Consider the following 26,535-nt stretch of genomic DNA (forward strand, 5'->3'; position numbering starts at 1 on the left):
GGGGCTAACGTGGCTAAATTTACTCAACATACCGGCTTAGTGGTGCCTTTGGATGCGGCCAACGTCGACACCGACGCCATTATTCCCAAGCAGTTTTTACAGAAGGTCACCCGCACCGGTTTCGGCCAGCACCTGTTCAACGACTGGCGCTTCCTCGACGACGCCGGCCAGCAACCGAACCCGGCGTTCGTGCTGAACAAACCGCGCTATAAAGGCGCCAGCATCCTGTTGGCGCGCGAAAACTTCGGCTGCGGCTCTTCGCGCGAACACGCCCCCTGGGCGCTGACCGACTACGGGTTCAAAGTGGTGATCGCGCCGAGCTTCGCCGACATCTTCTACGGCAACTCGTTCAACAATCAGCTGTTGCCGGTGACGCTGAGCGAGCAGCAGGTGGACGAGCTGTTCAAACTGGTGGACGCCAACGAGGGGACGGAGTTCGTGGTGGATCTGGAGAACCAGACGGTCAACGCCGGCGGCAAAAGCTATCCGTTCGAAATCGACAGCTTCCGCCGCCACTGCATGATCAACGGGTTGGACAGCATCGGCCTGACGCTGCAGCACGAAGCGGACATCTCCCGCTACGAAGCGCAGCAACCGGCGTTTCTGAATTAATCCCCTTCACTTCACCCGCCGCCCGGCGGGTGAATTCTTTCCTCACCAGTAGCCCAGCAGCTTCCACCATGCCCCGCCGATCAGCATCCAGATCAGCAGGTTAACCACGCTCATCACCCATCCCGCTTTCCACCACTCCCCCAGCGTCACATAGCCGGAGCCAAAGACGATCGGCGCGGTGCCGGTGCCGTAATGGGTCAGCGACATCATCAGCGAAGAAGAGAACGCCAGGATCAGGCCCAGCAACGCCGGCGGGGCCCCGAGCGCGATGCCGGCGGCGAAGAAGGCGGCGAACATCGCCGTCACGTGCGCGGTGGTGCTGGCGAAGAAATAATGTGAATACAAATAGATGAGGGTCAGCAAGATCGTACCGCCCACCCAGCTCATGCCCATACGGTCGATGCCGTTGCCGACGGTTTGCGACAGCCAGCCGATCAGCCCCAGCTTGCCGAGGAAGCTGGCCATCATCACCAGCGCCGAGAACCACACCACGGTGTCCCAGGCCCCTTTATGCTTCAGCACATCCTCCCAGCTCAGCACCCCGGTAGCCAGCAGCACCGCCAGGCCGATCAGCGCCGCGGTGGTGGGATTGACCGCCAGCGCCGGGCCGAAAATCATCGCCGGAATGCCGGCCCACAGCACCAACAGCAGCGCGAACACCCCGAGAGTAATTTTCTCCGGCAGCGTCACCGGCCCCAGCGTCTGCAGTTTTTCGCGCGCAAAGCGCGGCGCGTCCGGCGTGCTTTTCACCTCCGGCGGATACAGCAGGTAGATGACCAGCGGCATCACGAGCAGCGAACACAGCCCCGGCACCAGGGCGGCAATCGCCCACATCGACCAGGACAGTTCGAAGCTGCCGTGGGTGCCTTTGGCGATCAGGCTGACGATCAACGGGTTAGGCGCGGTGGCGGTGATAAACATCGCCGAGGTGATCGGGTTGATATTGTAGTTTACCAACGACAGGTAGCGGCCTATTTTGCCGGAGGTATTGAGCTCGGGTTTGGAGCCGAAGCTGTCGGCGATCGACTTCATGATCGGGTGAATGATGCCGCCGCCGCGCGCGGTGTTGCTCGGCGTCACCGGCGCCAGCGTGGTTTCCGCCAGCGTCAGCGCGTAAGCGATGCCCAGCGTCTTCTTGCCGAACAGCGAAATAAAGTAATAGCCAATGCGCGCGCCCAGCCCGGTTTTGTTCAGGCTGAGGGAAATCATGATCGAAAAGCCGATCAGCCAGATCAGCTGGTTGGAGAAACCGCTGAGCGCATCGTCCAGCGCGGCGCCCGGCTTGCCCGGATTGGTGACGCCGGTCACCGCCACCAGAGCGATGGCGATCACCGAAACCGCGCCGATCGGCATCGCCTTGCCGATGATGGCGATGATGGTGCCGATAAACAGCGCCAGCAGTTGCCAGGCGTTGGGCGCAACGCCCTCCGGCACGGGAATGAGGAACCAGATAATCAGCGTGGCGCCAAGGGCGCACAGGGAAGGAAGCGGTTTGAGCGGTGTGAGTTTATCCATAACGTTCCCACTGTTCTAAACGACAGGGCGGCATCTCAATAGCGAGATGGGCGTGGGCGCAGCGATCGCGCGCCATATGCCTTCAGCTTGAGCGTCCGGCTTAGCCTTCTCAATGACTTGCATCAAGAATGCCGTCGTTTAACCTCACACTTCACGCACTTTGGCGCTCATCCCGAGCGCCGCCAGCGCCAGCAGCGCCGCCATCCAATACACCGAACCATGACCGAAATTCTCCACCAGCGCGCCCTGCAGCACCCCGGCCAGGATCACCCCGGTAGAGATGCTGTTGGTGAACAGCGTGGTGGCGGCGCCCGGCCGGCCCGGCATCAAATCCTGAAAATAGAGCATGCCGATACCGGCGACGATGCCGATAAACACCGCGTTAAGCAGTTGCAGCGCGATCAGGGCCGGCTTGGTCGCCAACACCGTCAGCCCGAGATAAAACAGCACGCCCGCCGCCACCGCCAGCAGCATCATGTTGCGCTTGCCGAAGCGTTTGACGTAATAACCGGCCAGCAGCATTGCCGGGATTTCCAACCCGGCGGCAGTGCCCATCAGCACCCCGGCCAGCCCTTCCGGCAACCCGAGTTCGGCGGTGATATACAGCGGCATATCGATGATATACAAGGTATTGCAGGTCCACATCAGCATCGAAGCGATGAACAGCAGCCGCACATCGCGATTGCGCCAGGCGCTGGCGGGCGCGATCGGCGCAGACATCCCGCCCTGCAGCCCCCCATTCTCCGCCGCACGCGGCACCGAAGGCAGCATAAATCCCACCAGCAGCACGCAAACCGCGAAGGTGGCGGCGGCGATCAGGAACATCACGGTGAACCCGTAGTTCAGCGCCAGCGCAAACGACAGCGGCGGGCCGATCACCCACGCCAGCGAAAGCTGGGCGCGCATCACCGAGCTGAACATCACCACTTCACGCGCCTCGCTGTCGGCGTATTCCCGCGCCAACGCGAAAATCTGCGGCATGGCGGTGTTGGCAACGGCGGACATCAGCACCCCGGCGGTGATCAGCGTCAGGTAGTCGCGGTTAAAGGCGAACAGCAGGCAGTTGCCGACCGCCATCAGGCAGCACAGCAGGATCAACCTGCGCCGATCGCCGCGGGTGTCGGAACGTTTGGCCAGCAGGAAGCTGACCACGATGCCGGCCACCGCGTTGGCGGTGTAAAACAGCCCGACCCACAGCGGCCGCACTTTGACTTCGGTGGTCAGAAACAGACTGAGCGTCGGCGTCAGCAACGCGCCGGCGATGCCGGAGAGAAAAGCGATCAGCAGGAAGGCGGCGAAGATGGGGTTAATGCGCAGTGACAAGCGGCTCAGGCGTTGCATATCGTCTTCCCTGACCTCAAAGCAGAAGAAAGAACCTTAGGCCACGGCGAGGAAAAAGCAAGCGCATCGCCATGACCGCGCATAAAAAAACCAGTGGGTCGCCCCACTGGCTGGTGAAACAGCACCATTACTCAGAAACTTGTTGCCGCAGCCCCTACAGGTGCTCGCGATACTGCTTATCGGTCATCTCTTTAATGTCCCATTGCGTCAGGTGCGCCAGCATCGCCAGCCGTGCCTGTTCGGGCACCAGGCTCAGCCAGTCGGCGCGCTGGCGGCGCACCGCGCGGAAATAGCGCTGATAGAACGGTTTGGATAAGAAAGCTTTCATGATTACGTCCTCCCCTTTCATTGATGAAAATTATCGGCGTAATATAGGGAAAGAAAAATTGACGAGTTGAAGCGGGAGTGTTCCTCTTTTATGTCCACGTCCAGATTGCAGCAGCAGTTCATCCGCCTGTGGCAGCGCTGCCACGGTGAAACCACCGACACCACGCTGCAGGATCTGGCGGAGGTGCTCAGCTGCTCGCGGCGCCACGTGCGTTCCCTGCTGAGCGCCATGCAGCGGGAAGGCTGGCTCACCTGGCAGGCGGAGTCGGGGCGCGGCAAGCGTTCGCGGCTAACCTTCCACTACACCGGCCTGGCGCTGCAGCAACAGCGGGCCGAGGAGTTGCTGGAACAGGATCGCATCGATCAGCTGGTGCAACTGGTGGGCGACAAAAACGTGGTGCGCCAGATGCTGCTGTCGCAGCTGGGGCGCAGCTTCCGCCAGGGGAAGCACATCCTACGGGTGCTCTACTATCGGCAGTTGTACAATCTGCTGCCCGGCTCGGCGCTGCGGCGTTCCGAGACCCATTTGGCGCGTCAGATCTTCAACGGCCTGACGCGCATAAATGAGGAAAACGGGGAACTGGAGTCCGATCTGTCCCACCATTGGCAGGCGCTGACGCCCTTGCACTGGCGGTTTTACCTGCGCCCGGCGATCCATTTTCATCACGGCCGCGAGCTGGAGATGGCGGACGTCATCACTTCCCTCTCGCGTCTGACCTCGCAACCGCTGTTCTCGCATATCGAAAGCGTCACCTCGCCGACGCCGTTCATTATCGACGTGCATCTGCACAGCCCCGACCACTGGCTGCCCTGGCTGCTGGGCAGCGTGCAGGCCATGATCCTGCCGCGCGAATGGCGCGAACTGCCGGATTTCGCCCGCCATCCGGTTGGCACCGGCCCCTACCGCGTGGTGCGCAATCTTCCCAGCCAGATGAAGATCCACGCCTTCGACGACTATTTCGGCTACCGAGCGCTGATTGACGAGGTGAACATCTGGGTGCTGCCGGAGTTCTCCGAAGAGCTGGTGCACTCCGGCGTGCAGCTGCAGGGCGATGAAACCGGTAAAAACGAACTGGAAAGCCGACTGGAAGAGGGCTGTTATTTCTTGCTATTCGATCAGCGCTCCCCGCTGGCCGCCGACCCCGCCATGCGCAGCTGGCTGTGCGAATTGATCAACCCCATTTCGCTGCTGAGCCGCGCCGGGCCGCTCTACCAGCGCTACTGGTCGCCGGCGTACGGCCTGCTGCCCCGCTGGCACCACAACCGCGCTCTGGCGCAGCAGCCCAAACCGGCGGGGTTGACCGAACTGACGATGACCCACTTCAATGAGCATTCGGAGTTTCACGCCATTCGCCAGGCGATTGAACCGCTGCTGGCGCAGCACGGCATCCGCCTGATCGTGCAAAGCGTGGATTACGCCACCTGGCACCAGGGCGACGCGCGCAGCGATCTGTGGCTCGGCAGCGCCAACTTCTATCTGCCGCTGGAGTTTTCGCTGTTCGCCACGCTGTACGAACTGCCGCTGATGCAGCACTGCATGAACGAAGATCTGGCGCAGGACGCGGCGCTGTGGCGCGCCAACCGCTTGCCGCTGGCGGAGTTCTGCCAGCGTCTGGTCAGCAACCACCAGCTGCATCCGCTGTTCCACCACTGGCTGCAGCTGCACGGCCAGCGCAGCATGCGCGGCGTGCGGATGAACACCCTCGGCTGGTTCGACTTCAAGTCCGCCTGGTTTGCCCCGCCGGAGACATAAGCGCCTTTCGCCCAAGTCGGTTAATCTTTACAATAGCGCCGTCTCAACGGGGTGCGGAGAGCCGGGCCGCCTAATAAGCCCGATTTTCCGCTGAGAGCACACCCGTCGAACCTGATCCGGTCAATACCGGCGGAGGGATTTGAGCCCAGCGAACCGGCGACGCCGCCTCGCCCCCTCAGATGCCCTTGCCCCCTTATTTTTCAGGAGTGCAACGTGGTCAAAAAATATCTGCCCTGCTTATTGCTGCTGTGCGCCGCGCCGGCGTTCGCCAAGCCGACGCTGACGGTTTACACCTACGATTCCTTCGCCGCCGACTGGGGCCCTGGCCCGGCGGTGAAAAAAGCCTTCGAAGCCGAATGCGGCTGTGAACTGAAGTTCGTCGCGCTGGAAGACGGCGTCTCGCTGCTGAACCGCCTGCGCATGGAAGGCAAAAACAGCGCCGCCGACGTGGTGCTGGGGCTGGACAACAACCTGCTGCAGGCGGCGCAGCAAACCGGCCTGTTCGCGCCGAGCGGCGTCGACACCGCCAAGCTGACGGTGCCGGGCGGCTGGCAGGACGCGACCTTCGTGCCTTACGACTACGGGTACTTCGCCTTCGTCTACAACAAAGAAAAACTGAAGAACCCGCCGAAAAGCCTGCAGGAGCTGGTCAGCGGCGACCGCAACTGGAAAGTGATCTACGAAGATCCGCGCACCAGCACGCCGGGGCTCGGCCTGCTGCTGTGGATGCAAAAAGTGTATGGCGACAAGGCGCCGGCCGCCTGGCAGCAGCTGGCGAAGAAGACCGTCACCGTCACCAAAGGCTGGAGCGAGGCCTACGGCCTGTTCCTGAAAGGCGAAGGCGACCTGGTGCTCAGCTACACCACGTCTCCGGCCTATCACCTGATCGAAGAGAAAAAAGACCTTTACGCCGCCGCCACGTTCAGCGAAGGCCACTACCTGCAGGTGGAAGTGGCGGGCAAGCTGAAAGCCGCCAAACAGCCTGAGCTGGCCGAGCGCTTCATGCAGTTCATGGTGACGCCGGCATTCCAGAACACCATCCCGACCGGCAACTGGATGTACCCGGTGATCAACACCCCGCTGCCCGTCGGTTTTGAGCAGATGAACGTGCCGCAGACCGCGCTGCAATACAGCGCCGAAGAGGTGGCCAAACAACGCGGCGGTTGGATCCGGGCATGGCAAACCGCCGTCAGCCGCTGATCCCCCGCTGGCTCTGGCCGGGGCTGCTGGCCGCCGGCGTGATCCTGCTGGTCGCCGCACTGGCGATGGGCTCACTGTGGCGTCACGCGCCGGACAGCGACTGGCGCGGCCTGTGGCAGGACAGTTACCTGTGGCACGTGGTGCGCTTCACCTTCTGGCAGGCGCTGTTGTCGGCGCTGATTTCGGTGCTGCCCGCCGTTCTGCTGGCGCGTGCGCTCTATCGCCGCCGTTTCCCCGGCCGGCAGCTGCTGCTGCGGCTGTGCGCCATGACGCTGGTGCTGCCGGTGCTGGTGGCGGTGTTCGGCCTGCTCAGCGTCTATGGGCGCCAGGGCTGGCTGGCGACGCTGTGCGGCTGGCTGGGCGTCGAGTATGGCTTCTCGCCCTACGGGCTGCAGGGCATTCTACTGGCGCACCTGTTCTTTAACCTGCCGCTGGCCACCCGCCTGTTGCTGCAGGCGCTGGAGAACATTCCGGTGGAGCAGCGCCAGCTGGCCGCCCAACTGGGTATGAACGGCTGGCAGCAGTTCCGTTTCGTCGAATGGCCGGCGCTGCGTCGCCAGATCCTGCCGAGCGGCGCGCTGATCTTCATGCTGTGCTTCGCCAGCTTCGCCACCGTGCTGTCGCTGGGCGGCGGGCCGCAGGCCACCACCATCGAACTGGCGATCTACCAGGCGCTGAGTTACGACTACGATCTGGGGCGTGCCGCCATGCTGGCGCTGATCCAGCTGGGCTGTTGTCTCGGGCTGGTGTTGATCAGTCAGCGCCTGAGCCAGGCATTGCCGGTGGGGCATACCCACGCCCAGCGCTGGCGCAATCCGGAAGACAGCCTGTGGCGGCGCATCAGCGATTTTCTGCTGATCGCCGCCGCCCTGCTGCTGCTGCTGCCGCCTCTGCTGGCGGTGATCGCCGACGGCGCCAATCAGGCCATTGTCAGCGTGCTGCGCCAGCCGGTGCTGTGGCAGGCGCTGTTCACGTCGCTGCGCATCGCCCTCGGCGCCGGGCTGCTGTGCGTGGCGCTCACGATGATGCTGCTGTGGAGCAGCCGCGAGCTGAAACTGCGGCAGCAGCTGCACGGCGGCCAGGCGCTGGAGCTGAGCGGCATGGTGATCCTGGCGATGCCGGGCATCGTGCTGGCCACCGGCTTCTTCCTGCTGCTGAGCGATACAATTGGGTTACCGCAGTCGCCCTATGCGCTGGTGATCCTCACCAATGCGCTGATGGCGGTGCCCTACGCGCTAAAGGTGTTGGAGAACCCGATGCGCGACCTCGCCGAACGTTACAATCCGCTGTGCCTGTCGCTGGATATCCGCGGCTGGCAACGGCTGCGGCTGATTGAGCTGCGCGCCCTGCGCAGCCCGCTGGCGCAGGCGCTGGCCTTCGCCTGCGTGCTGTCGATCGGCGACTTCGGCGTGGTCGCCTTGTTTGGCAACGAGCATTTCCGTACCCTGCCTTTTTACCTGTATCAGCAGATTGGCGCCTACCGCAGCAACGACGGGGCGGTGACCGCGCTGCTGTTGCTGCTGCTGTGCTTCCTGTTGTTTACCCTGATTGAACGCTTACCGGGCCGCCATGCTGACGCTTGAAAAACTGACCTACCTGTATGAACACCTGCCGATGCGCTTTGATCTGCGCATCCAGCCGGGCGAGCGCGTCGCGGTGCTCGGCCCCAGCGGCGCCGGTAAAAGCACCTTGCTGAGCCTGATCGCCGGTTTTCTGCCGGCGGCCAGCGGCCGGCTGCTGCTGAACGGCGAAGACCACACCGCCACCCCGCCGGCCAAGCGGCCGGTGTCGATGCTGTTTCAGGAGAACAACCTGTTCGCGCACCTGACGGTGGCGCAGAACATCGGGCTGGGGTTGGATCCCGGTCTGCGCTTGACTGAACAACAGCGCCAACAGCGGGAGCACATCGCCCGTCAGGTCGGTCTGGAAGAGCACCTGGAGCGCCTGCCGTCGCAACTTTCCGGCGGCCAGCGTCAGCGCGCCGCGCTGGCGCGCTGTTTGATTCGCCAACGGCCGATCCTGTTGCTCGACGAACCCTTCTCGGCGCTCGATCCGGCGCTGCGCAACGAGATGCTGCAGCTGCTGCAAACGGTATGCGAACAGCGCAACCTGACGCTGCTGATGGTGTCGCACAACCTCGACGACGCCGCACGCATCGCGCCGCGCACGCTGCTGGTGGTCGACGGCCGCATCTATTACGACGGCACGACGCAGGCCCTGATGGACGGCAGCGCGCCCGAAGCGCGCGTGCTGGGCATTTCGGGCAAAGCGTGATCTGACGCGCGTTTTTTATGCTGCGCCAATAAACCTGTTGTGCGAATTTTGCGCCTGTGTTTTTATAAAAACCTGACTTTTTTTACTGATGATAAGGTTCCCTGTGATCGCATCCTCGCTGACTTCGACCCTACTAGTTACCGCGCTACCAGCCGCGGTGGTCGTCGTGCGTGTGGTGGTGGTCGTCGGCAATGCGCCGTAGGGTCCGAATCAACGCATCGATTCCCAAACCCCGCCGGCGCAAACCGGGCGGGGTTTCTTGTTTTAGCACCCTGCCCAGCAAAGCTCACCGGCCTTGAGAAAGGACAGGAACATGGCAACTTCGGGCACGCCTCAACCGAGTACCCGCTTCACCGGCGCACAATTGATCGTTCATCTGCTGGAGCGTCAGGGCATCACCACCGTCGCCGGCATTCCCGGCGGCGCCGCGCTGCCGCTGTATGACGCGCTGAGCCAAAGCACCCGCATTCACCACGTGCTGGCGCGCCACGAACAGGGCGCGGGCTTTATGGCGCAAGGCATGGCGCGCGCCAACGGCAAGGCGGCGGTGTGCATCGCCTCCAGCGGGCCGGGCGCCACCAACCTGGTCACCGCCATCGCCGACGCCAAGCTCGACTCCATTCCGCTGGTGTGCATCACCGGTCAGGTGCCCTCCTCGATGATCGGCACCGACGCCTTCCAGGAAGTGGATACCTACGGCATTTCCATCCCGATCACCAAGCACAACCATCTGGTGCGCGATATCCGTGAACTGCCGCAGGTGATTGGCGACGCCTTCCGTATCGCCGAGTCCGGCCGCCCCGGACCGGTCTGGATCGATGTGCCGAAAGACGTGCAAACCGCCACCATCACGCTGGAAGAGCTGCCGCCGATCGCCGTGCCGGACGCCGCTCCAAGCTTCGATCCGGCGCTGATTTCGCAAGCGGCCGCGATGATCAATCAGGCGAAACGCCCGATCCTTTACCTGGGCGGCGGCATCATCTGCGCCGACGCCCACCGGCAAGCGCTGGAACTGGCCGAACGCGCCGGTCTGCCCACCACCATGACGCTGATGGCGCTGGGCGCGATGCCGGTGGAACACCCGCTGTCGCTGGGCATGCTGGGCATGCACGCGGCGCGCAGCACCAACTTCATTCTGCAGGAAGCCGATCTGCTGATCGTGCTGGGCGCGCGCTTCGACGATCGGGCGATCGGCAAAACCGAGCAGTTCTGCCCTAACGCCGCCATCATTCATGTGGATATCGACCGCGCCGAGCTGGGCAAGGTCAAACAGGCCAACGTGGCGATCCATGCCGACGTCGGCCAGGTGCTGCACCAGCTGCTGCCGCAGATCGACACGCAGCCGCGCAGCGCATGGCTGAACACCGTCAATGACCTGAAACGCGAATTCCCGTTCAACATGCCGAACGCCGACGATCCGCTGAGCCATTACGGCCTGGTGCTGGCCGCCGCGCGCTGTGTGGACGACAGCGCCATCATCACCACCGACGTAGGCCAGCATCAGATGTGGGTGGCGCAAGCCTATCCGCTGAGCCGGCCGCGCCAGTGGCTGACGTCGGGCGGTCTGGGCACCATGGGCTTCGGTCTGCCGGCGGCTATCGGCGCAGCGCTGGCGGAGCCCGAGCGCAAAGTGCTGTGCTTCTCCGGCGACGGCAGCCTGATGATGAACATTCAGGAAATGGCCACCGCGGTCGAGCACAATCTGGACGTGAAAATCATTTTGATGAACAACCAGGCGCTGGGGCTGGTGCACCAGCAGCAAACCCTGTTCTACCAGCAGCGCATCTTCGCCGCCGCCTACCCGAAGCGCACCGACTTCCTGAAGATCGCCGCCGGATTCGGGCTGGATACCTGCGATCTGAACGCCGCGGAAGATCCGCAGGCGGCGCTGGCCGAGGCGATCCAACGCCCGGGCCCCTGCCTGATCCACGCGCTGATCGATATCAACGAAAAAGTATTCCCGATGGTGCCGCCGGGCGCCGCCAACATCGACATGATTGGAGAATAAGCCATGCTGCAACCACAAGATAAACCCCAAGTGATCCTGGAGCTGGCAGTGCGTAACCATCCCGGCGTGATGTCGCACGTTTGCGGGTTGTTCGCCCGCCGCGCGTTCAACGTCGAAGGCATTCTGTGTCTGCCGCTAAAAGACGGCCAGCAGAGCCGCATTTGGCTATTGGTCGCCGACGATCAGCGGCTGGAGCAAATGATCAGCCAGGTGGAAAAGCTGGAAGACGTGCTGCAGGTGAAGCGCCACAGCGAAGACGTGCGGGTATTTGAACAGCTGGAAGCGTTCTTCCAATAAGGCGAACGGGGGCTTTCGCCCCCTTTGGTCATTGACCCGACAACACCTGCCACAGCAGGTGGCGATACACCGGCATCAGCGGCTGCTGACTCAGCGCATAACCGACCGCCAGCACCGCCAGCCAACTCAATCCGCAAACCACGCGCAGCCGCAGCGGCGTCAGCCAACGGCTCAGTCGATCGGCGTTGCGCTTACCCTCACGCCACCAACGCCAGCTCAACCATACCGCCAGCCAGACCAGCAGCGCCGCCGCGAGCAGCAGCCACTTGAACATCGCGCTATCGGCGCCGGCGGGAATATCGATCGCCACGCCCGCCAGAATGCCGGGGAAGAAATAAACCGGCGGCCAGGTCAGGCAACCGATGATGTTCGGCAGCGCGAACTTGTACGGCGGCAAATCGAGCATGCCGGCCACCATTGGCACCAGCGGGCGCGTCGGGCCGACGAAGCGGCCGATCAGAATGGTCGCCATGCTGTGCTGGTGCAAGGCATGCTCGGTTTTGTCGAGCAGCGCCTTGTTCTTCTTCAGGAATGACCAACGGTGTAAAGGCCCCTTGAACGCGCGGCCGACGAAATAAGAGATCCAGTCGCCGAGCAGACAGCCGACGATGCCCGCCGCCCAGGCGTAGTAAAAGTCCACCTTGCCGCTGCCGATCAGCGCGCCGATGCTGGCCATCATCACCGTGCCGGGCAGCAACAGCCCCACCAGCGCCAGCGACTCCAGAAAAGCGACCAGCAGGACGACCATCAGGGTGAAAGCCAGTGACTGGGTGATCAAATCTTGTAAATAGGCTTCCATTACACCTCTGCGGATTATTCGGGCCAAACGGGGCGGAGGATTTTCCAGCGCCGCCGCTGACGAGTCAATCGATGAATTGTATGCGTATTTGGCAACGCCGCGCGGCGATGGACAATTACTGTATAAAAACCCATACTATAATTTATCTATATTAGCGCCAAAACCGACATCACGCTGAACGTCGCGCACGCCGCCCGGTGGAAAACGAAGGGGTTATGACTGCACTGCAACAGGGTTTCCTGCTCACTCGCCACTGGCGCGACACGCCAGCCGGCACCGAGGTCGAATTTTGGCTGGCGACCGACGCAGGCCCGCGTCAGCTGCGTCTGCCGCCGCAGACCTCGGTGGCGTTTATCCCCGCCGAACAAAGGCAGCGCGCGGAACTGCTGCTGCGGGAAGAGCGGCAAGTCGAACTAAAACCGCTGGCGCTGACGGATTTTCATCACCGCCCGATGCTGGGGCTATACTGCCGCCAGCACCGTCAGCTCATCAAGCTGGAAAAACTGCTGCGGGAAGGCGGCGTTACGGTCTACGAGGCCGACATTCGCCCGCCGGAGCGCTACCTGATGGAACGCTTCATCACCGCGCCGGTATGGTTCAACGGCAGCCCCGACGGCGGCGGCCCGTTGCTCAACGGCCAGATGAAGCCGGCGCCGGAGTACCGTCCAACGCTAAAACTGGTGTCGCTGGATATCGAAACCACCGCCCACGGCGAACTTTACTCTATCGCGCTGGAGGGCTGCGGCCAGCGTCAGGTCTATATGCTGGGGCCGGCCAACGGCGGCGATGCGCCGCTGGATTTCGATCTGGAGTACTGCGCCAGCCGCCCTCAGCTGCTGGAGCGGTTGAACGCCTGGCTGGAGCGGCACGATCCCGACGCCATCATCGGCTGGAACCTGGTGCAGTTCGATCTGCGAGTGCTGCAGAAGCACGCCGAGCGCTACCAAATCCCGCTGCGGCTGGGACGTGGCGGCAACCTGCTGGAGTGGCGCGAGCATGGCTTCAAGCAGAATCACTTTTTCGCCGCCGCCGCCGGCCGCCTGATCATCGACGGCATCGAGGCGCTGAAATCCGCCACCTGGAATTTTCCCTCCTTCAGCCTGGAGTACGTTTCGCAGGAACTGCTGGGCGAAGGCAAGGCGATCGACAATCCTTATCAACGCATGGCGGAGATCGACCGGCGCTTCGCCGAAGACAAGCCGGCGCTGGCACGCTACAACCTGAAGGACTGTGAACTGGTGACGCGCATCTTCGCCAAGGCCGATCTGCTCAACTTCCTGCTGGAGCGCGCCACCGTCACCGGGCTGGCGGCCGATCGCAGCGGCGGATCGGTGGCGGCCTTCAGCCACCTCTATATGCCGCGCATGCATCGCCTTGGCTTTGTCGCCCCCAACCTCGGCGAACAGCCGGAAGAGCACAGCCCCGGCGGCTTCGTGATGGATTCCCGGCCCGGCCTGTACGACTCGGTGCTGGTGCTGGACTATAAAAGCCTGTACCCGTCGATCATCCGCACCTTCCTGATCGATCCGGTCGGGTTGGTGGAAGGCATGCGCCACCCAAACGACGCCGACTCGGTGCCCGGCTTTCGCAACGCCCGCTTCTCGCGCAGCAAACACTGCCTGCCGGCGATCGTCGAGCAGATCTGGCAAGGGCGCGAGGCCGCCAAACGCCAGCACAACAAGCCGCTGTCGCAGGCGCTGAAGATCATCATGAACGCGCTGTACGGCGTGCTGGGATCGAGCGGCTGCCGCTTCTTCGATCCGCGGCTGGCGTCGTCGATCACCCTGCGCGGCCACGAGATCATGCGCCAAACCCGCGAGCTGATCGAAGCCGAAGGCTATCAGGTGATTTACGGCGACACCGACTCCACCTTCGTCTGGCTGAAACAGCCGCATGACGAGCAACAGGCGGCGCAGATCGGCCGGGCGCTGGTGCAACGGGTCAACGCCTGGTGGCAGCAGCATCTGCAACAGCAGTTCGGGCTGGAGAACGCGCTGGAGCTGGAGTTCGAAACCCACTATTCCCGCTTCCTGATGCCGACCATTCGCGGCGCCGAACAGGGCAGCAAAAAACGCTACGCCGGCCTGGTCGCGCGCGCCGACGGCGAGGAAGAGATGGTGTATAAAGGCCTGGAAACGGTGCGCACCGACTGGACGCCGCTGGCGCAGCAGTTCCAGCAGCAGCTCTATCAGCGCATCTTCAAACGGCAACCTTATCAGGACTATGTGCGCGACTACGTCGGCAAAACCCTGAACGGCGACTTCGACGATCAACTGGTGTACCGCAAACGGCTGCGCAGAAAGCTCGATGACTATCAGCGCAACGTGCCGCCGCACGCCCGCGCCGCGCGCATCGCCGACGACTACAACCGCAGTCAGGGGCGGCCGCTGCAGTATCAGAACGGCGGCTGGATCAGCTACGTGATGACCGTGGCCGGGCCGGAACCGCTGGAAACCCGCCATTCGCCCATCGATTATCAGCACTACCTTGAACGCCAGCTGCAACCGGTGGCAGACGCTATACTCCCTTTCTTGCACGACGACTTCACCACGCTGGTCACCGGGCAGATGGGGCTGTTTTGAGATTGCGCCAGGTTAAGAAAAATCATCCGGTTTTGCAGGTGACGAACGCGCCGCCTTCCATTACCATAGCGCCCTTCCCAAAACTGAACCACGCTTAGCCCTGCCGTCTCGCGACGTCTGCATGGCGTGAACGGCTATTGCCCGCCAAATTTAAAACAAACCGGGATTAGCAGACGTTCAGTACAGGTGCCGCGGCCCTTCCCGCCCGGTAACAAGACTTACTTACAAAGAATCGAGCCGACAATATATGCCTTTTACTCTTGGTCAACGCTGGATCAGCGACACGGAAAGCGAATTAGGACTGGGCACCGTCGTGGCGCTGGACGCGCGCATGATTACCCTGCTTTTCCCCGCCACCGGTGAAAACCGCCTCTATGCCAGAAACGATTCGCCGATCACCCGCGTGATGTTCAACCCGGGCGATACCGTCAGCAGCCACGAGGGGTGGCAGCTGCAGGTGGAAGAGGTGAAAGAGGAAAACGGTCTGTTGACCTATATCGGCACCCGCCTGGATACCCAGGAAAGCGGCGTGGCGATGCGCGAAGTGCTGCTGGACAGCAAACTGACCTTCAGCAAGCCGCAGGATCGCCTGTTCGCCGGCCAAATCGACCGCATGGATCGTTTCGCGCTGCGTTTTCGCGCCCGCAAATACCAGAGCGAGCAGTATCGCCTGCCGTTCGCCGGCCTGCGCGGCATGCGCGCCAGCCTGATCCCGCACCAGCTGCACATCGCTCATGAAGTCGGCCAGCGCCATGCGCCGCGCGTTCTGCTGGCGGACGAAGTCGGCCTCGGCAAAACCATCGAAGCCGGCATGATCATCCACCAGCAACTGCTGGCGGGCCGCGCCGAGCGCGTGCTGATCGTGGTGCCGGAAACGCTGCAGCACCAGTGGCTGGTAGAGATGATGCGCCGCTTCAACCTCTATTTCTCGCTGTTCGACGACAGCCGCTACGCCGAAGCCAAGCTCGACAGCAGCAACCCGTTCGAGACCGAACAGCTGGTGATCTGCTCGCTGGACTTCGTGCGCCGCAACAAGCAGCGCCTGGAAGAGCTGGCGGACGCCCAGTGGGATCTGCTGGTGGTCGATGAAGCGCACCACCTGGCCTGGAGCGAAGAAGCGCCGAGCCGCGAATATCAGGTGATCGAACAGTTGGCCGAGCATATCCCCGGCGTACTGCTGCTGACCGCCACCCCGGAACAGCTGGGTCAACAGAGCCACTTTGCGCGCCTGCGCCTGCTCGATCCGAACCGTTTCCACGACTACGGCGAGTTCGTCGCCGAACAGCAGAAATACCGTCCGGTGGCCGACGCCGTCACCCTGCTGCTGAGCGGTGAACGCCTGGCCGACGACAAGCTTAACCTGCTGGGCGAGCTGATCGACGAGCAGGACATCGAACCGCTGCTCAAAGCGGCCAACAGCGAAGGCGACAACGCCGAGCAGGCGCGCCAGGAGCTGGTGGCCATGCTGATGGATCGCCACGGCACCAGCCGCGTGCTGTTCCGCAACACCCGTAACGGCGTGAAGGGCTTCCCGCACCGCAACCTGCACCAGATCAAGCTGCCGTTGCCAACCCAATATCAGACCGCGATCAAAGTGTCCGGCATCATGGGCGCCAAGAAATCCGTCGAAGCGCGCGCGCGCGACATGCTGTACCCGGAGCAGATCTATCAGGAATTCGAAGGCGAAAACGCCACCTGGTGGAACTTCGACCCGCGCGTCGAATGGTTGCTGGATTACCTGCTGGCCAACCGCAACGAAAAGGTGCTGGTGATCTGCGCCAAGGCCGATACTGCGCTGCAGTTGGAGCAGGTGCTGCGCGAGCGTGAAGCGATCCGCGCCGCGGTGTTCCACGAAGGGCTGTCGATCATCGAGCGCGACCGCGCCGCCGCCTACTTCGCCTCCGAAGAGGAAGGCGCGCAGGTGCTGCTGTGTTCCGAGATCGGTTCCGAAGGCCGCAACTTCCAGTTCGCCAGCCAACTGGTGATGTTCGATCTGCCGTTCAACCCGGATCTGCTGGAACAGCGCATCGGCCGTCTGGACCGTATCGGCCAGATGCACGATATCCAAATCATGGTGCCTTACCTGGAGCACACCGCACAGGCGGTGCTGGGCCGCTGGTTCCACGAAGGGCTCGACGCCTTCGAACACACCTGCCCGACCGGCCGCACCATCTACGACAGCTGCTACGAGCAGTTGATCGGCTATCTGGCCGCGCCGACCGAGCAGGAAGGCCTGGACGAATTCATCCACGCCTGCCGCCAGCAGCATGACCAGTTGAAAGCGCAGCTGGAACAGGGCCGCGACCGTCTGCTGGAGATGCACTCCAACGGCGGCGACAAGGCCCAGGCGCTGGCCGCCGCCATCGCCGAGCAAGATAACGATGTCAACCTGGTGGGCTTCGCGCTCAACCTGTTCGACATCGTCGGCATCAATCAGGAAGACCGCAGCGACAACCTGATCGTGCTGACGCCGTCCGACCATATGTTGGTGCCGGACTTCCCGGGCCTGCCGCAGGACGGCTGCACCGTCACCTTCGATCGCGATCGGGCGCTGTCACGTGAAGACGCGCAGTTCGTCAGCTGGGAACACCCGATCATCCGCAACGGCCTGGATCTGATCCTGTCCGGCGATACCGGCAGCTGCGCGGTGTCCCTGTTGAAAAACAAAGCGTTGCCGGTCGGCACCCTGCTGGTTGAGCTGGTGTACGTGGTGGAAGCCCAGGCGCCGAAACACCTGCAGCTGACCCGCTTCCTGCCGCCGACGCCGATCCGCATGCTGATGGATCGCAAGGGCACCAACCTGGCGGCGCAGGTCGAGTTCGAAAGCTTCAACCGTCAGTTGAACGCGGTCAACCGCCACACCTCCAGCAAGCTGGTCAACGCCGTGCAGCAAGACGTGCACGCCATGCTGCAGCAGGCGGAAAGCCTGGTGGAAGCGCAGGCGCGCACGCTGATCGAACAGGCGAAGCAAGAAGCGGACGACAAGCTGAGCGCCGAGCTGGCGCGTCTGGAAGCGCTGAAGGCGGTCAACCCGAACATCCGCGACGACGAAGTCGAAGCGCTGGAGTTCAACCGCCGTCAGGTGCTGGCCAACCTCAATGAAGCCGGCTGGCGCCTGGACGCCATTCGTCTGGTGGTGGTCACCCACCAGTAACCGGCGCGACATGGGGAGGCAACCGTCTCCCCGTTCGGCCCTTTTCGCGGAGCCAAGATGGAACCCTACAATCCCCCGCAGGACCCGCTGCACATCCTGTATCAGGATGAACACATCATGGTGGTCAACAAGCCCAGCGGCTTGCTGTCGGTGCCCGGCCGCGCGCCGGAGAACAAAGACAGCCTGATGACCCGCATTCAGGCCGATCATCCGGCCGCCGAATCGGTGCACCGGCTGGACATGGCCACCAGCGGGGTGATCGTGGTGGCGCTCAACAAGGCCGCCGAACGTGAGCTGAAGCGTCAATTCCGCGAACGCGAGCCGAAGAAATCCTATATCGCCCGCGTTTGGGGGCATATGGAACATGACGAAGGACTGGTGGATTTGCCGCTGATCTGCGATTGGCCGAACCGGCCGCTGCAAAAGGTGTGTTTTGACACCGGCAAAGCGGCGCAAACGGAATATCAGGTGCTGTCGCGCGACGCCGACGGCAGCACGCGCGTGAAGCTGACGCCGATCACCGGCCGCTCGCATCAGCTGCGGGTGCACATGCTGGCGCTGGGGCATCCGATCCTCGGCGACGGTTTCTACGCCCCGCCGGAGGCTAAGGCGATGGCGCCACGGCTACAGCTGCATGCGCAAGAGCTGCGCATCACCCACCCCGCCTTCCAGACGCCGATGCACTTTCGCGCCGAGCCGGATTTCTGAGCCCACCGCTCAGGGATACCCTAAATAATTCGAGTTGCAGGAAGGCGGCAAGCAAGCGCAGCCCCGGGAGCGTACAAAAAGTACGTGACCGGGGTAAGCGCGGGCAGCCAATACACCTGCGGCTCGAAGTATGACGGGTATCGTTATTTGAAGCCTTTCTCGCGTTTGATCAGGTCGTACGCCGCCTGGATCTCCTGCGCTTTCTGCTTGGCCATTTCCATCATCTGCGGCGGCAAGCCCTTCGCCACCAGCTTATCCGGATGGTGTTCGCTCATCAGCTTGCGGTAGGCGCGTTTGATGGTGGCGGCATCGTCGCTGCTGCGCACGCCGAGCACCTTGCAGGCATCGTCGAGCGTCGGGCCGCGCTGAGCCTGCTGATAGCCGCCCTGCGAATACCCGCCCTGCTGACCGCCGCCGAACTGACGCCCGCCCTCCATCATGCTGAGGAACTGATCGAACTGCGCGCGCGAAATGCCGAGTTCTTCGGCGATGACGTACAGCACCTGACGTTCGTTCGGGTGCAGCGAGCCGTCGGCGAACGCCGCCTGGATCTGAATTTCCAGAAACATCCGAATCAGATCGAAGCGGCCGAAACAGATGCTGCGGAACTGCTGCAGCGTCTCACGCAGCGGGAACTGGCTCTGTTTGCCCTCGCGGAACGCCTGCTGCGCCGCGGTGCGCGCTTCGCCGTGTAGCTGCAGGCGATCCATGAACAGGCTGGCGATCTGGATATCCGCCTCGGTAACGCGTCCCTTGGATTTGGTCAGGTGGCCCATCACCTGAAAAGTGGTGCGGAAAAACAGCGTTTGCCGCGTTTGCTGGTCGGTGAAAAACCCCCGGCTGCGCTTGTTGCTGCGCGCCGTATCGATCATATGACCGATAATCAGCCCCAGAACTACACCCCAGAATCCCGCGCCAGACCAGATGGCGACGATGACGCCGAGCAGTTTTCCCCAATACTGCATATACTCCTCAATTATCATGCCGAAAGCCGCCCGCTCTCCTTCGCTTCAGGAAAGGGCGCAGGCGATTTTTCCTAGAATTTGGATTATCATACCTGTCATTTATCTTTGCGCCTAACGACGACGCAAGTAAACGGCTGGATTTAGCACTAGCGCAACGCAGATGAGTAATATAGTCTCTGACCGTTTGCCGGACACGACGCCTCTGATGACGGAACACCAAAACCGCGTATGAAAAAAAGTTTCCCAACACTGCTGGCCACGATGATTTGGACGGCACTCTACAGTCAGCATGCGCTGGCTGATCTGGCCGAGCAATGCATGCTTGGCGTTCCCGTTTACGACAAGCCTTTGGTCAGCGGCGATCCGAACAGCCAGCCGGTGACCATCAATGCCGATGACTCGCGCGCTGACTACCCCAAAAGCGCCCTGTTCAGCGGCAACGTGCATATCGAGCAGGGCAACAGCACCCTGACCGCCAAAGAAGTCGAGCTGAACCAGACGGAAAACCCTGGCCAGACGGAACCGGTGCGCACCGTCACCGCCACCGGCGACGTGCACTACAGCGACAATCAGATCAAACTGAAAGGCCCGAAGGCCTGGTCGAACCTGAATACCAAAGATACCGACGTCTATGAAGGCGACTACCAGATGGTCGGCCGTCAGGGGCGCGGCGACGCCGACAAGATGAAAATGCGCGGCGCCAACCGTTACACCATCCTGGAAAACGGCACCTTTACCTCCTGTCTGCCGGGCGACGACAGCTGGAGCGTGGTCGGTTCCGAAGTGATCCACGATCGCGAAGAGCAGGTGGCGGAAATATGGAACGCCCGCTTCCGCATCGGCGGCGTGCCGGTGTTCTACAGCCCGTACCTGCAGCTGCCGGTCGGCGACAAGCGCCGTTCCGGTTTCCTGATCCCCAACGCCAAGTACGGCAGCAACAACGGCTTCGAGTTCATGTTGCCGTACTACTGGAACATCGCACCGAACTACGATGCCACCATCACGCCACACTATATGTCCAAGCGCGGCCTGCAGTGGCAGACCGAGTTCCGCTATCTGGTGCAGCCGGGCCTCGGCCTGATGGAGTTCGACTGGCTGCCGGACGACAAGGAATACGGCAAAGATCATGAGGACAGCAAACGCTGGCTGTTCTACTGGAACCACAACGGCGTCATGGATCAGGTGTGGCGCTTCAACGTCGACTACACCAAGGTCAGCGATTCCAAATACTTCACCGATCTGGACTCCAAGTACGGTTCCACTACCGACGGCTACGCCACGCAGAAATTCAGCCTCGGCTACGCCAACGAAAACTGGAACGCCACGCTGAGCTCCAAGCAGTTCCAGATTTACGACGATACCGATCGTTCACAGTCGGAGTCGTATAAAGTCCAGCCGCAGCTGGATCTGAACTATTACAAGAACGACCTCGGTCCGTTCGACTTCCATATTTACGGCCAGGCGGCCAAGTTCACCAGCGTCAACCCGTACAGCCCGGACGCCACCCGTCTGCATATGGAGCCGACGCTGAGTCTGCCGCTCACCAACGGCTGGGCCAGCCTGAACACCGAAGCCAAAGTGATGGCGACCCACTACCAGCAGGATATTCCTGACGGTTTCGCCGCCAACTACCAGAGCCGCAAAGGCGTCGCTGCGCCGGATCTTGATGACTCGGTCAACCGCGTACTGCCTCAATTCAAGGTCGACGGCAAGCTGGTGTTCGAGCGGCCGATGATCTGGGCCGAAGGCGCCACCCAGACGCTGGAGCCGCGCGTGCAGTACCTGTACGTGCCGTACCGCGACCAGAGCAACATCTACACCTACGACACCACGCTGCTGCAGACCGACTACTCCGGCCTGTTCCGCGACCGCACCTACAGCGGCCTGGATCGCATCGCTTCGCAGAACCGCGTATCCACCGGTTTGACCACGCGCATTTATGATGACGCGCTGGTGGAACGTTTTAACGCTTCCGTGGGTCAAATCTACTACTTCAGCCGTTCGCGCACCGGCGATCAGGTGACGGGATACGACAACAACGACGATACCGGCAGCGTGGCCTGGGCCGGCGATACCTATTGGAAAATCGACGATCGTTGGGGCCTGCGCGGCGGCCTGCAGTACGACACCCGCCTGAACAGCGTCTCGCTGGGCAACGGCGTGGTGGAATACCGCCAGGACGCCGAGCGCGTGGTGCAGCTGAACTACCGTTACGCCACGCCGGAATACATCCAGACAGCGTTGAACACCAAAACGATTCCGGCCTTCCAGGACGGCATCTCGCAGGTGGGCATCACCGGCAGCTGGCCGATCGCCGATCGTTGGGCGGTCGTCGGGGCGTACTACTACGACACCCGCGCCAAACAATCCGCCGATCAGCTGGTGGGGCTGAAGTATAACACCTGCTGCTGGGCGGTGACCCTGGGCTATGAGCGCAAGATCACCGACTGGAACAACAGCAACAATACCAGCGTTTACGACAACAGAGTTTCGTTCAACGTCGAACTGCGCGGCCTGAGCAGCGATCATAGTCTCGGCTCCGCGGAAATGATGCGCTCCGGCATTCTGCCGTATCAGCGCGCATTCTGACGCTTTGCAACACTTTGAAAACGAGAACTTTCACCCGCATTTGCGGATTACATAATGGGAAATGTATGAAGAACTGGAGAACGCTTATTCTCGGATTGGTGGTTTGCGCCAATGCCGCGTTCGCAGCACCCCAAGAAGTGGATAAAGTCGCCGCCGTCGTGGATAACGGCGTGGTACTCGAAAGCGACGTCAACGGTCTGTTGCAGTCAGTCAAGCTCAACGCCCAGCAGGCCGGCCAACAGTTGCCGGACGACAAGACGCTGCGCCATCAGATCATCGAACGGCTGATCATGGATAATATCCAGCTGCAGATGGCCAAGAAAATGGGCATCACCGTGTCCGACGCTGAGCTGGACAAAGCGATCGCCAACATCGCCGCGCAGAACCGCATGAACGTCGATCAGCTGCGCAGCCGCCTGTCTTACGAAGGGTTGAACTACAACACCTACCGTTCGCAGATCCGCAAAGAGATGCTGATTTCCGAAGTGCGTAATAACGAAGTGCGCCGCCGCGTCACCATCCTGCCGCAGGAAGTGGACGCGCTGGCCAAACAGGTGGGCGCGCAGAACGGCAGCGACACCGAAATGAACATCAGCCACATCCTGATCCCGCTGCCGGAAAACCCGTCGCAGCAGCAGGTCGATAAAGCCGAAGAGCTGGCCAAACGCCTGGTGGGTGAGATCAACAGCGGCGCCGACTTCGGCAAGCTGGCGATCACCTACTCCGCCGATTCTCAGGCGCTGAAAGGCGGCAACATGGGCTGGGGCAAGCTGCAAGAGATCCCGACCCTGTTCGCTGAACGTCTGGTGAGCGCCAAGAAAGGCGACGTCGTCGGCCCAATCCGTTCCGGCGTCGGCTTCCACATCCTGAAAGTGAACGACATCCGCGGCGCGAGCCAGTCGGTGTCGGTCACCGAAGTGCACGCCCGTCACATCCTGCTGAAGCCTTCGGTGGTGCTGACTGACGATCAGGCGCGCGCCAAGCTGCAATCCGTTGCGGAAGCGATCAAGAGCGGCCGCGCCAAATTCGCCGACGAAGCCAAACAGCTGTCGCAGGATCCGGGTTCCGCCATGCAGGGCGGCGATCTGGGCTGGGCCTCCCCGGACATCTACGATCCGGCCTTCCGCGATGCGTTGCTGAAGCTGAGCAAAGGTGAAATCAGCGCGCCGGTGCACTCTTCCTTCGGTTGGCACCTGATTCAGCTGCTGGATACCCGTCAGGTGGATAAAACCGACGCCGCGCAGAAAGATCGCGCTTACCGCATGCTGTTCAACCGTAAGTTCGCCGAAGAGGCGCAGACCTGGATGCAGGAACAGCGCGCCCAGGCTTACGTGAAGATCCTCGATGGCAGCGATGCACAGCAATAAACGCGTTGTCATTACCCCCGGCGAACCCGCCGGGGTGGGGCCGGATTTGGTAGCCGCCCTGGCGCAACAGGATTGGCCTGTTGAGCTGGTGGTGTGCGCCGATCCGGCCCTGCTGCTTGAACGCGCCAAGCGTTTGGGCCTGCCGCTGACGCTGCGCGACTACCAACCGCAGCAACCGGCCGAGGCGCAACGCGCCGGCACGCTGACCGTGCTGCCGGTGTCGCTCGCTCAGCCGGTCACCGCCGGTGAACTGAACGTAGGCAACAGCGCCTACGTGGTGGAAACCCTGGCGCGCGCCTGCGACGGTTGCCTGAACGGCGAGTTTTCCGCCCTGATCACCGGCCCGGTGAACAAAGGCGTGATCAACGACGCCGGCGTGCCGTTTATCGGCCATACCGAATTCTTTGCCGATCGCAGCCGCTGCGATCGCGTGGTGATGATGCTCGCGACCGAAGAGCTGCGCGTGGCGCTGGCGACCACCCACCTGCCGCTGCTGGCGGTGCCGGGCGCCATCACGCAGCAGAGCCTGTTCGAAGTCATTCGCATTCTCGACCACGATCTGAAAACCAAATTTGGCATCGCCCAGCCGCACATTTACGTCTGCGGTCTGAATCCCCACGCCGGGGAAGGCGGCCATATGGGGCGCGAAGAGATAGACACCATCATCCCGGCGCTCGACGCGCTGCGCGCTGACGGTATCCATCTGATCGGCCCGCTGCCGGCGGACACCCTGTTCCAGCCCAAATATCTGCAAGATGCCGATGCGGTGCTGGCGATGTATCACGATCAGGGGCTGCCGGTGCTAAAATACCAAGGGTTCGGCCGCGCGGTGAATATCACCCTCGGTTTGCCTTTCATACGCACCTCGGTCGACCACGGTACCGCTCTGGAACTGGCCGGCACCGGCACCGCCGATGTCGGCAGTTTCCAAACGGCCCTGAATCTCGCCATTAAAATGATAATTAATTGTAATGAATAACAGAGTCCACCAAGGGCACTTTGCCCGCAAACGCTTTGGACAAAACTTTTTAACCGATCAGTTTGTCATCGATAGCATTGTCTCCGCCATTCACCCGCAACCGGGCGAAGCGGTGGTCGAGATCGGCCCCGGCCTCGGCGCCTTGACCGAGCCGGTCGGCGCACGCATGGACCGCATGACGGTGATCGAACTGGACCGCGATCTGGCCACCCGGTTGGAGAACCACCCGCGGTTGAAAGACAAGCTGACCATCCACCAGCAGGACGCCATGACGGTGAATTTCGCCGAACTGGCCGAGGAAGCTGGCCAACCGCTGCGCGTATTTGGTAACCTGCCGTACAATATTTCGACGCCGCTGATGTTCCACCTTTTCAGCTATACTCAGGCAATCCGCGACATGCACTTTATGTTGCAAAAAGAGGTGGTCAACCGTCTGGTGGCCGGCCCAAACAGCAAGGCCTACGGGCGTTTGACCGTGATGGCGCAGTACTACTGCAACGTCATTCCGGTGCTGGAAGTGCCGCCGACCGCGTTCGCGCCGCCGCCGAAGGTCGATTCCGCCGTGGTGCGTCTGGTGCCGCACAGCGTGCTGCCGAACCCGGTGGGCGACGTGCGCATGTTGAGCCGCATCACCACGCAGGCGTTCAACCAACGGCGGAAAACCATCCGCAACAGCCTGGGCGACCTGTTCACGCCGGAACAGCTGATGGAACTGGGCGTCGATCCTTCGCTCAGAGCAGAGAATATTTCTGTGGCGCAGTACTGCAAGCTGGCCAACTGGCTGTCAGCCAATCCGGCGCCGCAGCAATAAGGAGTTGTTGTCATGATTGATTCGCCCCGCGTGTGTATTCAGGTTCAGAGCATCTATGTGGAATCACAGTCGATCCCTGAAGAAGAGCGTTACGTCTTCGCCTATACCATCACCATCCGCAATCTGGGGCGGACCGACGTGCAACTGCTGGGCCGTTACTGGCTGATCACCAACAGCAACGGCCGCCAAACCGAAGTCCAGGGCGAAGGCGTGATCGGCGAACAGCCCGTCATTCCGCCCGGCGGAGAGTTTCAGTACACCAGCGGCGCCATTCTGGAAACGCCGCTGGGCACCATGGAAGGCCATTACGAAATGGTTGACCATCAGGGTCAGCCGTTCCGCACCGCTATTCCCGTGTTTCGCTTAGCCATTCCAACGCTGATCCATTAATTATGTCGACATACCTTATCGGCGACGTTCACGGCTGTTTCGATGAACTGAAGTCGCTGCTGGCTCAGGCTGCGTTCGATCCCGAGCGCGATCAACTGTGGCTGACCGGCGATCTGGTGGCGCGCGGCCCCGCCTCGCTGGACGTGCTGCGCTACGTGCGCTCGCTCGGTCCGGCGGTGCGCATGGTGCTGGGCAACCACGATCTGCACCTGCTGGCGGTTTACGCCGGCATCAGCCGCAACAAACCCAAAGATCGCATCACCCCGCTGCTGGAGGCGCCTGACGCCGACGAGCTGATCAACTGGCTGCGCCGCCAACCGGTGCTGCAGGTGGACGATGAGCAAAAGCTGGTGATGGCGCACGCCGGCATCACTCCGCAGTGGGATATCGACACCGCGAAAATGTGCGCGCGCGAAGTGGAAGCGGTATTGAGCAGCGACAGCTACCCGCTGTTCCTCGACGCCATGTACGGCGACATGCCGAACAACTGGGCGCCGGAGCTGAGCGGCCTGGCGCGCCTGCGTTTCAGCACCAATGCGCTGACGCGCATGCGCTACTGCTTCCCCAACGGCCAACTCGACATGATCTGCAAAGATGCGCCGGGCAGCGCGCCGGCGCCGCTGAAGCCGTGGTTCGAATTGCCGCGCCTGGTCGACCCCGAATACACCATCATCTTCGGCCACTGGGCCTCGCTCGAAGGCAAGGGCACGCCGGAAGGCGTGATCGGGCTGGATACCGGCTGTTGCTGGGGCGGCGACTTGACGATGCTGCGCTGGGAAGACCGCCGTTACTTCACGCAGCCCGCCAATCGGGGCGAGGCGTCTGACCACGCCGGCAGATTAGCCGCATCCTGAAAATACACAG

22 protein-coding genes and 1 riboswitch are annotated in these 26,535 nt (G+C 62.1%); of the genes, 17 read left to right on the forward strand and 5 right to left on the reverse strand.

What is annotated here, in order from left to right; translation table 11 throughout:
• The first annotated feature begins 9 nt into the window (after window positions 1–9).
• Window positions 10–612 carry a 3-isopropylmalate dehydratase small subunit gene (leuD, locus tag CRO23_RS20425; protein WP_004932829.1) on the forward strand — a complete coding sequence of 201 codons (603 nt, stop codon included), beginning with the start codon at window positions 10–12 and terminating at the stop codon, window positions 610–612.
• Window positions 613–654: 42 nt separating this feature from the next.
• On the opposite strand, the gene CRO23_RS20430 is transcribed toward leuD, so the two are convergent.
• From CRO23_RS20430 to sgrT, 3 genes are all read right to left on the reverse strand, one after another.
• Window positions 655–2,127: a DASS family sodium-coupled anion symporter gene (locus tag CRO23_RS20430; RefSeq protein ID WP_016929102.1), complete on the reverse strand. Its 1,473-nt coding sequence runs from the start codon at window positions 2,125–2,127 to the stop codon at window positions 655–657.
• A 144-nt stretch (window positions 2,128–2,271) separates the two neighbouring features.
• Window positions 2,272–3,468 carry a sugar efflux transporter gene (locus CRO23_RS20435; RefSeq protein WP_016929103.1) on the reverse strand — a complete coding sequence of 399 codons (1,197 nt, stop codon included), beginning with the start codon at window positions 3,466–3,468 and terminating at the stop codon, window positions 2,272–2,274.
• A gap of 154 nt (window positions 3,469–3,622) precedes the next feature.
• On the reverse strand, window positions 3,623–3,796 hold the full coding sequence (gene sgrT, locus CRO23_RS20440) for a glucose uptake inhibitor SgrT (protein WP_016929104.1): 174 nt from the start codon (window positions 3,794–3,796) through the stop codon (window positions 3,623–3,625).
• 90 nt (window positions 3,797–3,886) lie between these two features.
• Here sgrT and sgrR point away from each other — a divergent pair, with 90 nt between their 5' ends.
• The 7 genes from sgrR (at window position 3,887) to ilvN (ending at window position 11,327) form a co-directional block, all read left to right on the forward strand.
• Complete coding sequence (gene sgrR / locus CRO23_RS20445) at window positions 3,887–5,548, forward strand: HTH-type transcriptional regulator SgrR (protein WP_028127859.1); 1,662 nt, start codon at window positions 3,887–3,889, stop codon at window positions 5,546–5,548.
• A 37-nt stretch (window positions 5,549–5,585) separates the two neighbouring features.
• Window positions 5,586–5,704, forward strand: a riboswitch (TPP riboswitch).
• 57 nt (window positions 5,705–5,761) lie between these two features.
• Complete coding sequence (thiB, locus tag CRO23_RS20450; protein ID WP_049300146.1) at window positions 5,762–6,748, forward strand: thiamine ABC transporter substrate binding subunit; 987 nt, start codon at window positions 5,762–5,764, stop codon at window positions 6,746–6,748.
• Window positions 6,724–8,331 (forward strand): thiamine/thiamine pyrophosphate ABC transporter permease ThiP, encoded by a 1,608-nt coding sequence (gene thiP, locus CRO23_RS20455; protein ID WP_097102765.1) that lies wholly within the window; start codon window positions 6,724–6,726, stop codon window positions 8,329–8,331. The genes thiB and thiP overlap by 25 nt, the downstream gene beginning before the upstream one ends.
• A complete protein-coding gene (thiQ, locus tag CRO23_RS20460; RefSeq protein ID WP_079450076.1) occupies window positions 8,318–9,022 on the forward strand; it encodes a thiamine ABC transporter ATP-binding protein ThiQ in 705 nt (234 codons plus the stop codon). The genes thiP and thiQ overlap by 14 nt, the downstream gene beginning before the upstream one ends.
• Window positions 9,023–9,110: 88 nt before the next feature.
• The gene (ivbL, locus tag CRO23_RS24810; protein ID WP_154747116.1) at window positions 9,111–9,224 is read left to right on the forward strand and encodes an ilvB operon leader peptide IvbL; all 114 of its coding nucleotides are present in this window, start codon (window positions 9,111–9,113) and stop codon (window positions 9,222–9,224) included.
• 111 nt (window positions 9,225–9,335) lie between these two features.
• Window positions 9,336–11,030 carry an acetolactate synthase large subunit gene (ilvB, locus tag CRO23_RS20465; protein WP_097102767.1) on the forward strand — a complete coding sequence of 565 codons (1,695 nt, stop codon included), beginning with the start codon at window positions 9,336–9,338 and terminating at the stop codon, window positions 11,028–11,030.
• Window positions 11,031–11,033: 3 nt separating this feature from the next.
• Window positions 11,034–11,327 carry an acetolactate synthase small subunit gene (ilvN, locus tag CRO23_RS20470; protein ID WP_016929110.1) on the forward strand — a complete coding sequence of 98 codons (294 nt, stop codon included), beginning with the start codon at window positions 11,034–11,036 and terminating at the stop codon, window positions 11,325–11,327.
• Window positions 11,328–11,355: 28 nt separating this feature from the next.
• Here the strand turns inward: ilvN and CRO23_RS20475 are convergent, their stop codons facing one another.
• Window positions 11,356–12,126, reverse strand: a complete 771-nt coding sequence (locus tag CRO23_RS20475) for a DedA family protein (protein WP_097102769.1) — start codon at window positions 12,124–12,126, stop codon at window positions 11,356–11,358.
• A 215-nt stretch (window positions 12,127–12,341) separates the two neighbouring features.
• On the opposite strand from CRO23_RS20475, the gene CRO23_RS20480 reads away from it, so the two are divergent.
• The 3 genes from CRO23_RS20480 to rluA all read left to right on the forward strand — a co-directional run bounded on the left by CRO23_RS20480 (window position 12,342) and on the right by rluA (window position 18,570).
• Window positions 12,342–14,708: a DNA polymerase II gene (locus CRO23_RS20480; RefSeq protein ID WP_097102772.1), complete on the forward strand. Its 2,367-nt coding sequence runs from the start codon at window positions 12,342–12,344 to the stop codon at window positions 14,706–14,708.
• 247 nt (window positions 14,709–14,955) lie between these two features.
• The gene (gene rapA, locus CRO23_RS20485; RefSeq protein WP_028127862.1) at window positions 14,956–17,862 is read left to right on the forward strand and encodes an RNA polymerase-associated protein RapA; all 2,907 of its coding nucleotides are present in this window, start codon (window positions 14,956–14,958) and stop codon (window positions 17,860–17,862) included.
• Between the two features lie 57 nt (window positions 17,863–17,919).
• Window positions 17,920–18,570 (forward strand): bifunctional tRNA pseudouridine(32) synthase/23S rRNA pseudouridine(746) synthase RluA, encoded by a 651-nt coding sequence (gene rluA / locus CRO23_RS20490; RefSeq protein WP_016929114.1) that lies wholly within the window; start codon window positions 17,920–17,922, stop codon window positions 18,568–18,570.
• Between the two features lie 143 nt (window positions 18,571–18,713).
• Here rluA and djlA read toward each other — a convergent pair whose 3' ends face one another.
• Entirely contained in the window at window positions 18,714–19,535 is an 822-nt protein-coding gene (gene djlA / locus CRO23_RS20495) for a co-chaperone DjlA (protein ID WP_015376627.1), read from the reverse strand.
• Between the two features lie 228 nt (window positions 19,536–19,763).
• Here djlA and lptD point away from each other — a divergent pair, with 228 nt between their 5' ends.
• The 6 genes from lptD to apaH all read left to right on the forward strand — a co-directional run bounded on the left by lptD (window position 19,764) and on the right by apaH (window position 26,525).
• Complete coding sequence (gene lptD / locus CRO23_RS20500) at window positions 19,764–22,124, forward strand: LPS assembly protein LptD (protein WP_016929115.1); 2,361 nt, start codon at window positions 19,764–19,766, stop codon at window positions 22,122–22,124.
• Window positions 22,125–22,189: 65 nt separating this feature from the next.
• A complete protein-coding gene (surA, locus tag CRO23_RS20505) occupies window positions 22,190–23,491 on the forward strand; it encodes a peptidylprolyl isomerase SurA (protein ID WP_004932876.1) in 1,302 nt (433 codons plus the stop codon).
• A complete protein-coding gene (gene pdxA, locus CRO23_RS20510) occupies window positions 23,478–24,470 on the forward strand; it encodes a 4-hydroxythreonine-4-phosphate dehydrogenase PdxA (RefSeq protein WP_028127863.1) in 993 nt (330 codons plus the stop codon). The genes surA and pdxA overlap by 14 nt, the downstream gene beginning before the upstream one ends.
• Window positions 24,463–25,281 (forward strand): 16S rRNA (adenine(1518)-N(6)/adenine(1519)-N(6))-dimethyltransferase RsmA, encoded by an 819-nt coding sequence (rsmA, locus tag CRO23_RS20515; RefSeq protein ID WP_016929118.1) that lies wholly within the window; start codon window positions 24,463–24,465, stop codon window positions 25,279–25,281. Before pdxA ends, rsmA begins: the two co-directional genes overlap by 8 nt.
• A gap of 12 nt (window positions 25,282–25,293) precedes the next feature.
• Window positions 25,294–25,671, forward strand: a complete 378-nt coding sequence (gene apaG, locus CRO23_RS20520) for a Co2+/Mg2+ efflux protein ApaG (RefSeq protein ID WP_016929119.1) — start codon at window positions 25,294–25,296, stop codon at window positions 25,669–25,671.
• A 2-nt stretch (window positions 25,672–25,673) separates the two neighbouring features.
• Window positions 25,674–26,525 carry a bis(5'-nucleosyl)-tetraphosphatase (symmetrical) ApaH gene (gene apaH, locus CRO23_RS20525; RefSeq protein WP_016929120.1) on the forward strand — a complete coding sequence of 284 codons (852 nt, stop codon included), beginning with the start codon at window positions 25,674–25,676 and terminating at the stop codon, window positions 26,523–26,525.
• Window positions 26,526–26,535: the final 10 nt, after the last annotated feature.

This window comes from Serratia sp. JKS296 (assembly GCF_900215445.1).
Taxonomy (GTDB): domain Bacteria; phylum Pseudomonadota; class Gammaproteobacteria; order Enterobacterales; family Enterobacteriaceae; genus Serratia; species Serratia marcescens.

Coding starts and splice junctions, on each gene's coding strand:
- sgrR (WP_028127859.1), top strand. CDS start 3,887: ATGTCCACGTCCAGATTGCAGCAGCAGTTCATCCGCCTGTGGCAGCGC.
- sgrT (WP_016929104.1), bottom strand. CDS start 3,796: ATGAAAGCTTTCTTATCCAAACCGTTCTATCAGCGCTATTTCCGCGCG.
- thiQ (WP_079450076.1), top strand. CDS start 8,318: ATGCTGACGCTTGAAAAACTGACCTACCTGTATGAACACCTGCCGATG.
- lptD (WP_016929115.1), top strand. CDS start 19,764: ATGAAAAAAAGTTTCCCAACACTGCTGGCCACGATGATTTGGACGGCA.
- rluA (WP_016929114.1), top strand. CDS start 17,920: ATGGAACCCTACAATCCCCCGCAGGACCCGCTGCACATCCTGTATCAG.
- CRO23_RS20475 (WP_097102769.1), bottom strand. CDS start 12,126: ATGGAAGCCTATTTACAAGATTTGATCACCCAGTCACTGGCTTTCACC.
- CRO23_RS20435 (WP_016929103.1), bottom strand. CDS start 3,468: ATGCAACGCCTGAGCCGCTTGTCACTGCGCATTAACCCCATCTTCGCC.
- pdxA (WP_028127863.1), top strand. CDS start 23,478: ATGCACAGCAATAAACGCGTTGTCATTACCCCCGGCGAACCCGCCGGG.
- ivbL (WP_154747116.1), top strand. CDS start 9,111: ATGATAAGGTTCCCTGTGATCGCATCCTCGCTGACTTCGACCCTACTA.
- CRO23_RS20430 (WP_016929102.1), bottom strand. CDS start 2,127: ATGGATAAACTCACACCGCTCAAACCGCTTCCTTCCCTGTGCGCCCTT.
- ilvN (WP_016929110.1), top strand. CDS start 11,034: ATGCTGCAACCACAAGATAAACCCCAAGTGATCCTGGAGCTGGCAGTG.
- djlA (WP_015376627.1), bottom strand. CDS start 19,535: ATGCAGTATTGGGGAAAACTGCTCGGCGTCATCGTCGCCATCTGGTCT.
- rsmA (WP_016929118.1), top strand. CDS start 24,463: ATGAATAACAGAGTCCACCAAGGGCACTTTGCCCGCAAACGCTTTGGA.
- rapA (WP_028127862.1), top strand. CDS start 14,956: ATGCCTTTTACTCTTGGTCAACGCTGGATCAGCGACACGGAAAGCGAA.
- CRO23_RS20480 (WP_097102772.1), top strand. CDS start 12,342: ATGACTGCACTGCAACAGGGTTTCCTGCTCACTCGCCACTGGCGCGAC.
- apaG (WP_016929119.1), top strand. CDS start 25,294: ATGATTGATTCGCCCCGCGTGTGTATTCAGGTTCAGAGCATCTATGTG.
- surA (WP_004932876.1), top strand. CDS start 22,190: ATGAAGAACTGGAGAACGCTTATTCTCGGATTGGTGGTTTGCGCCAAT.
- thiP (WP_097102765.1), top strand. CDS start 6,724: ATGGCAAACCGCCGTCAGCCGCTGATCCCCCGCTGGCTCTGGCCGGGG.
- apaH (WP_016929120.1), top strand. CDS start 25,674: ATGTCGACATACCTTATCGGCGACGTTCACGGCTGTTTCGATGAACTG.
- ilvB (WP_097102767.1), top strand. CDS start 9,336: ATGGCAACTTCGGGCACGCCTCAACCGAGTACCCGCTTCACCGGCGCA.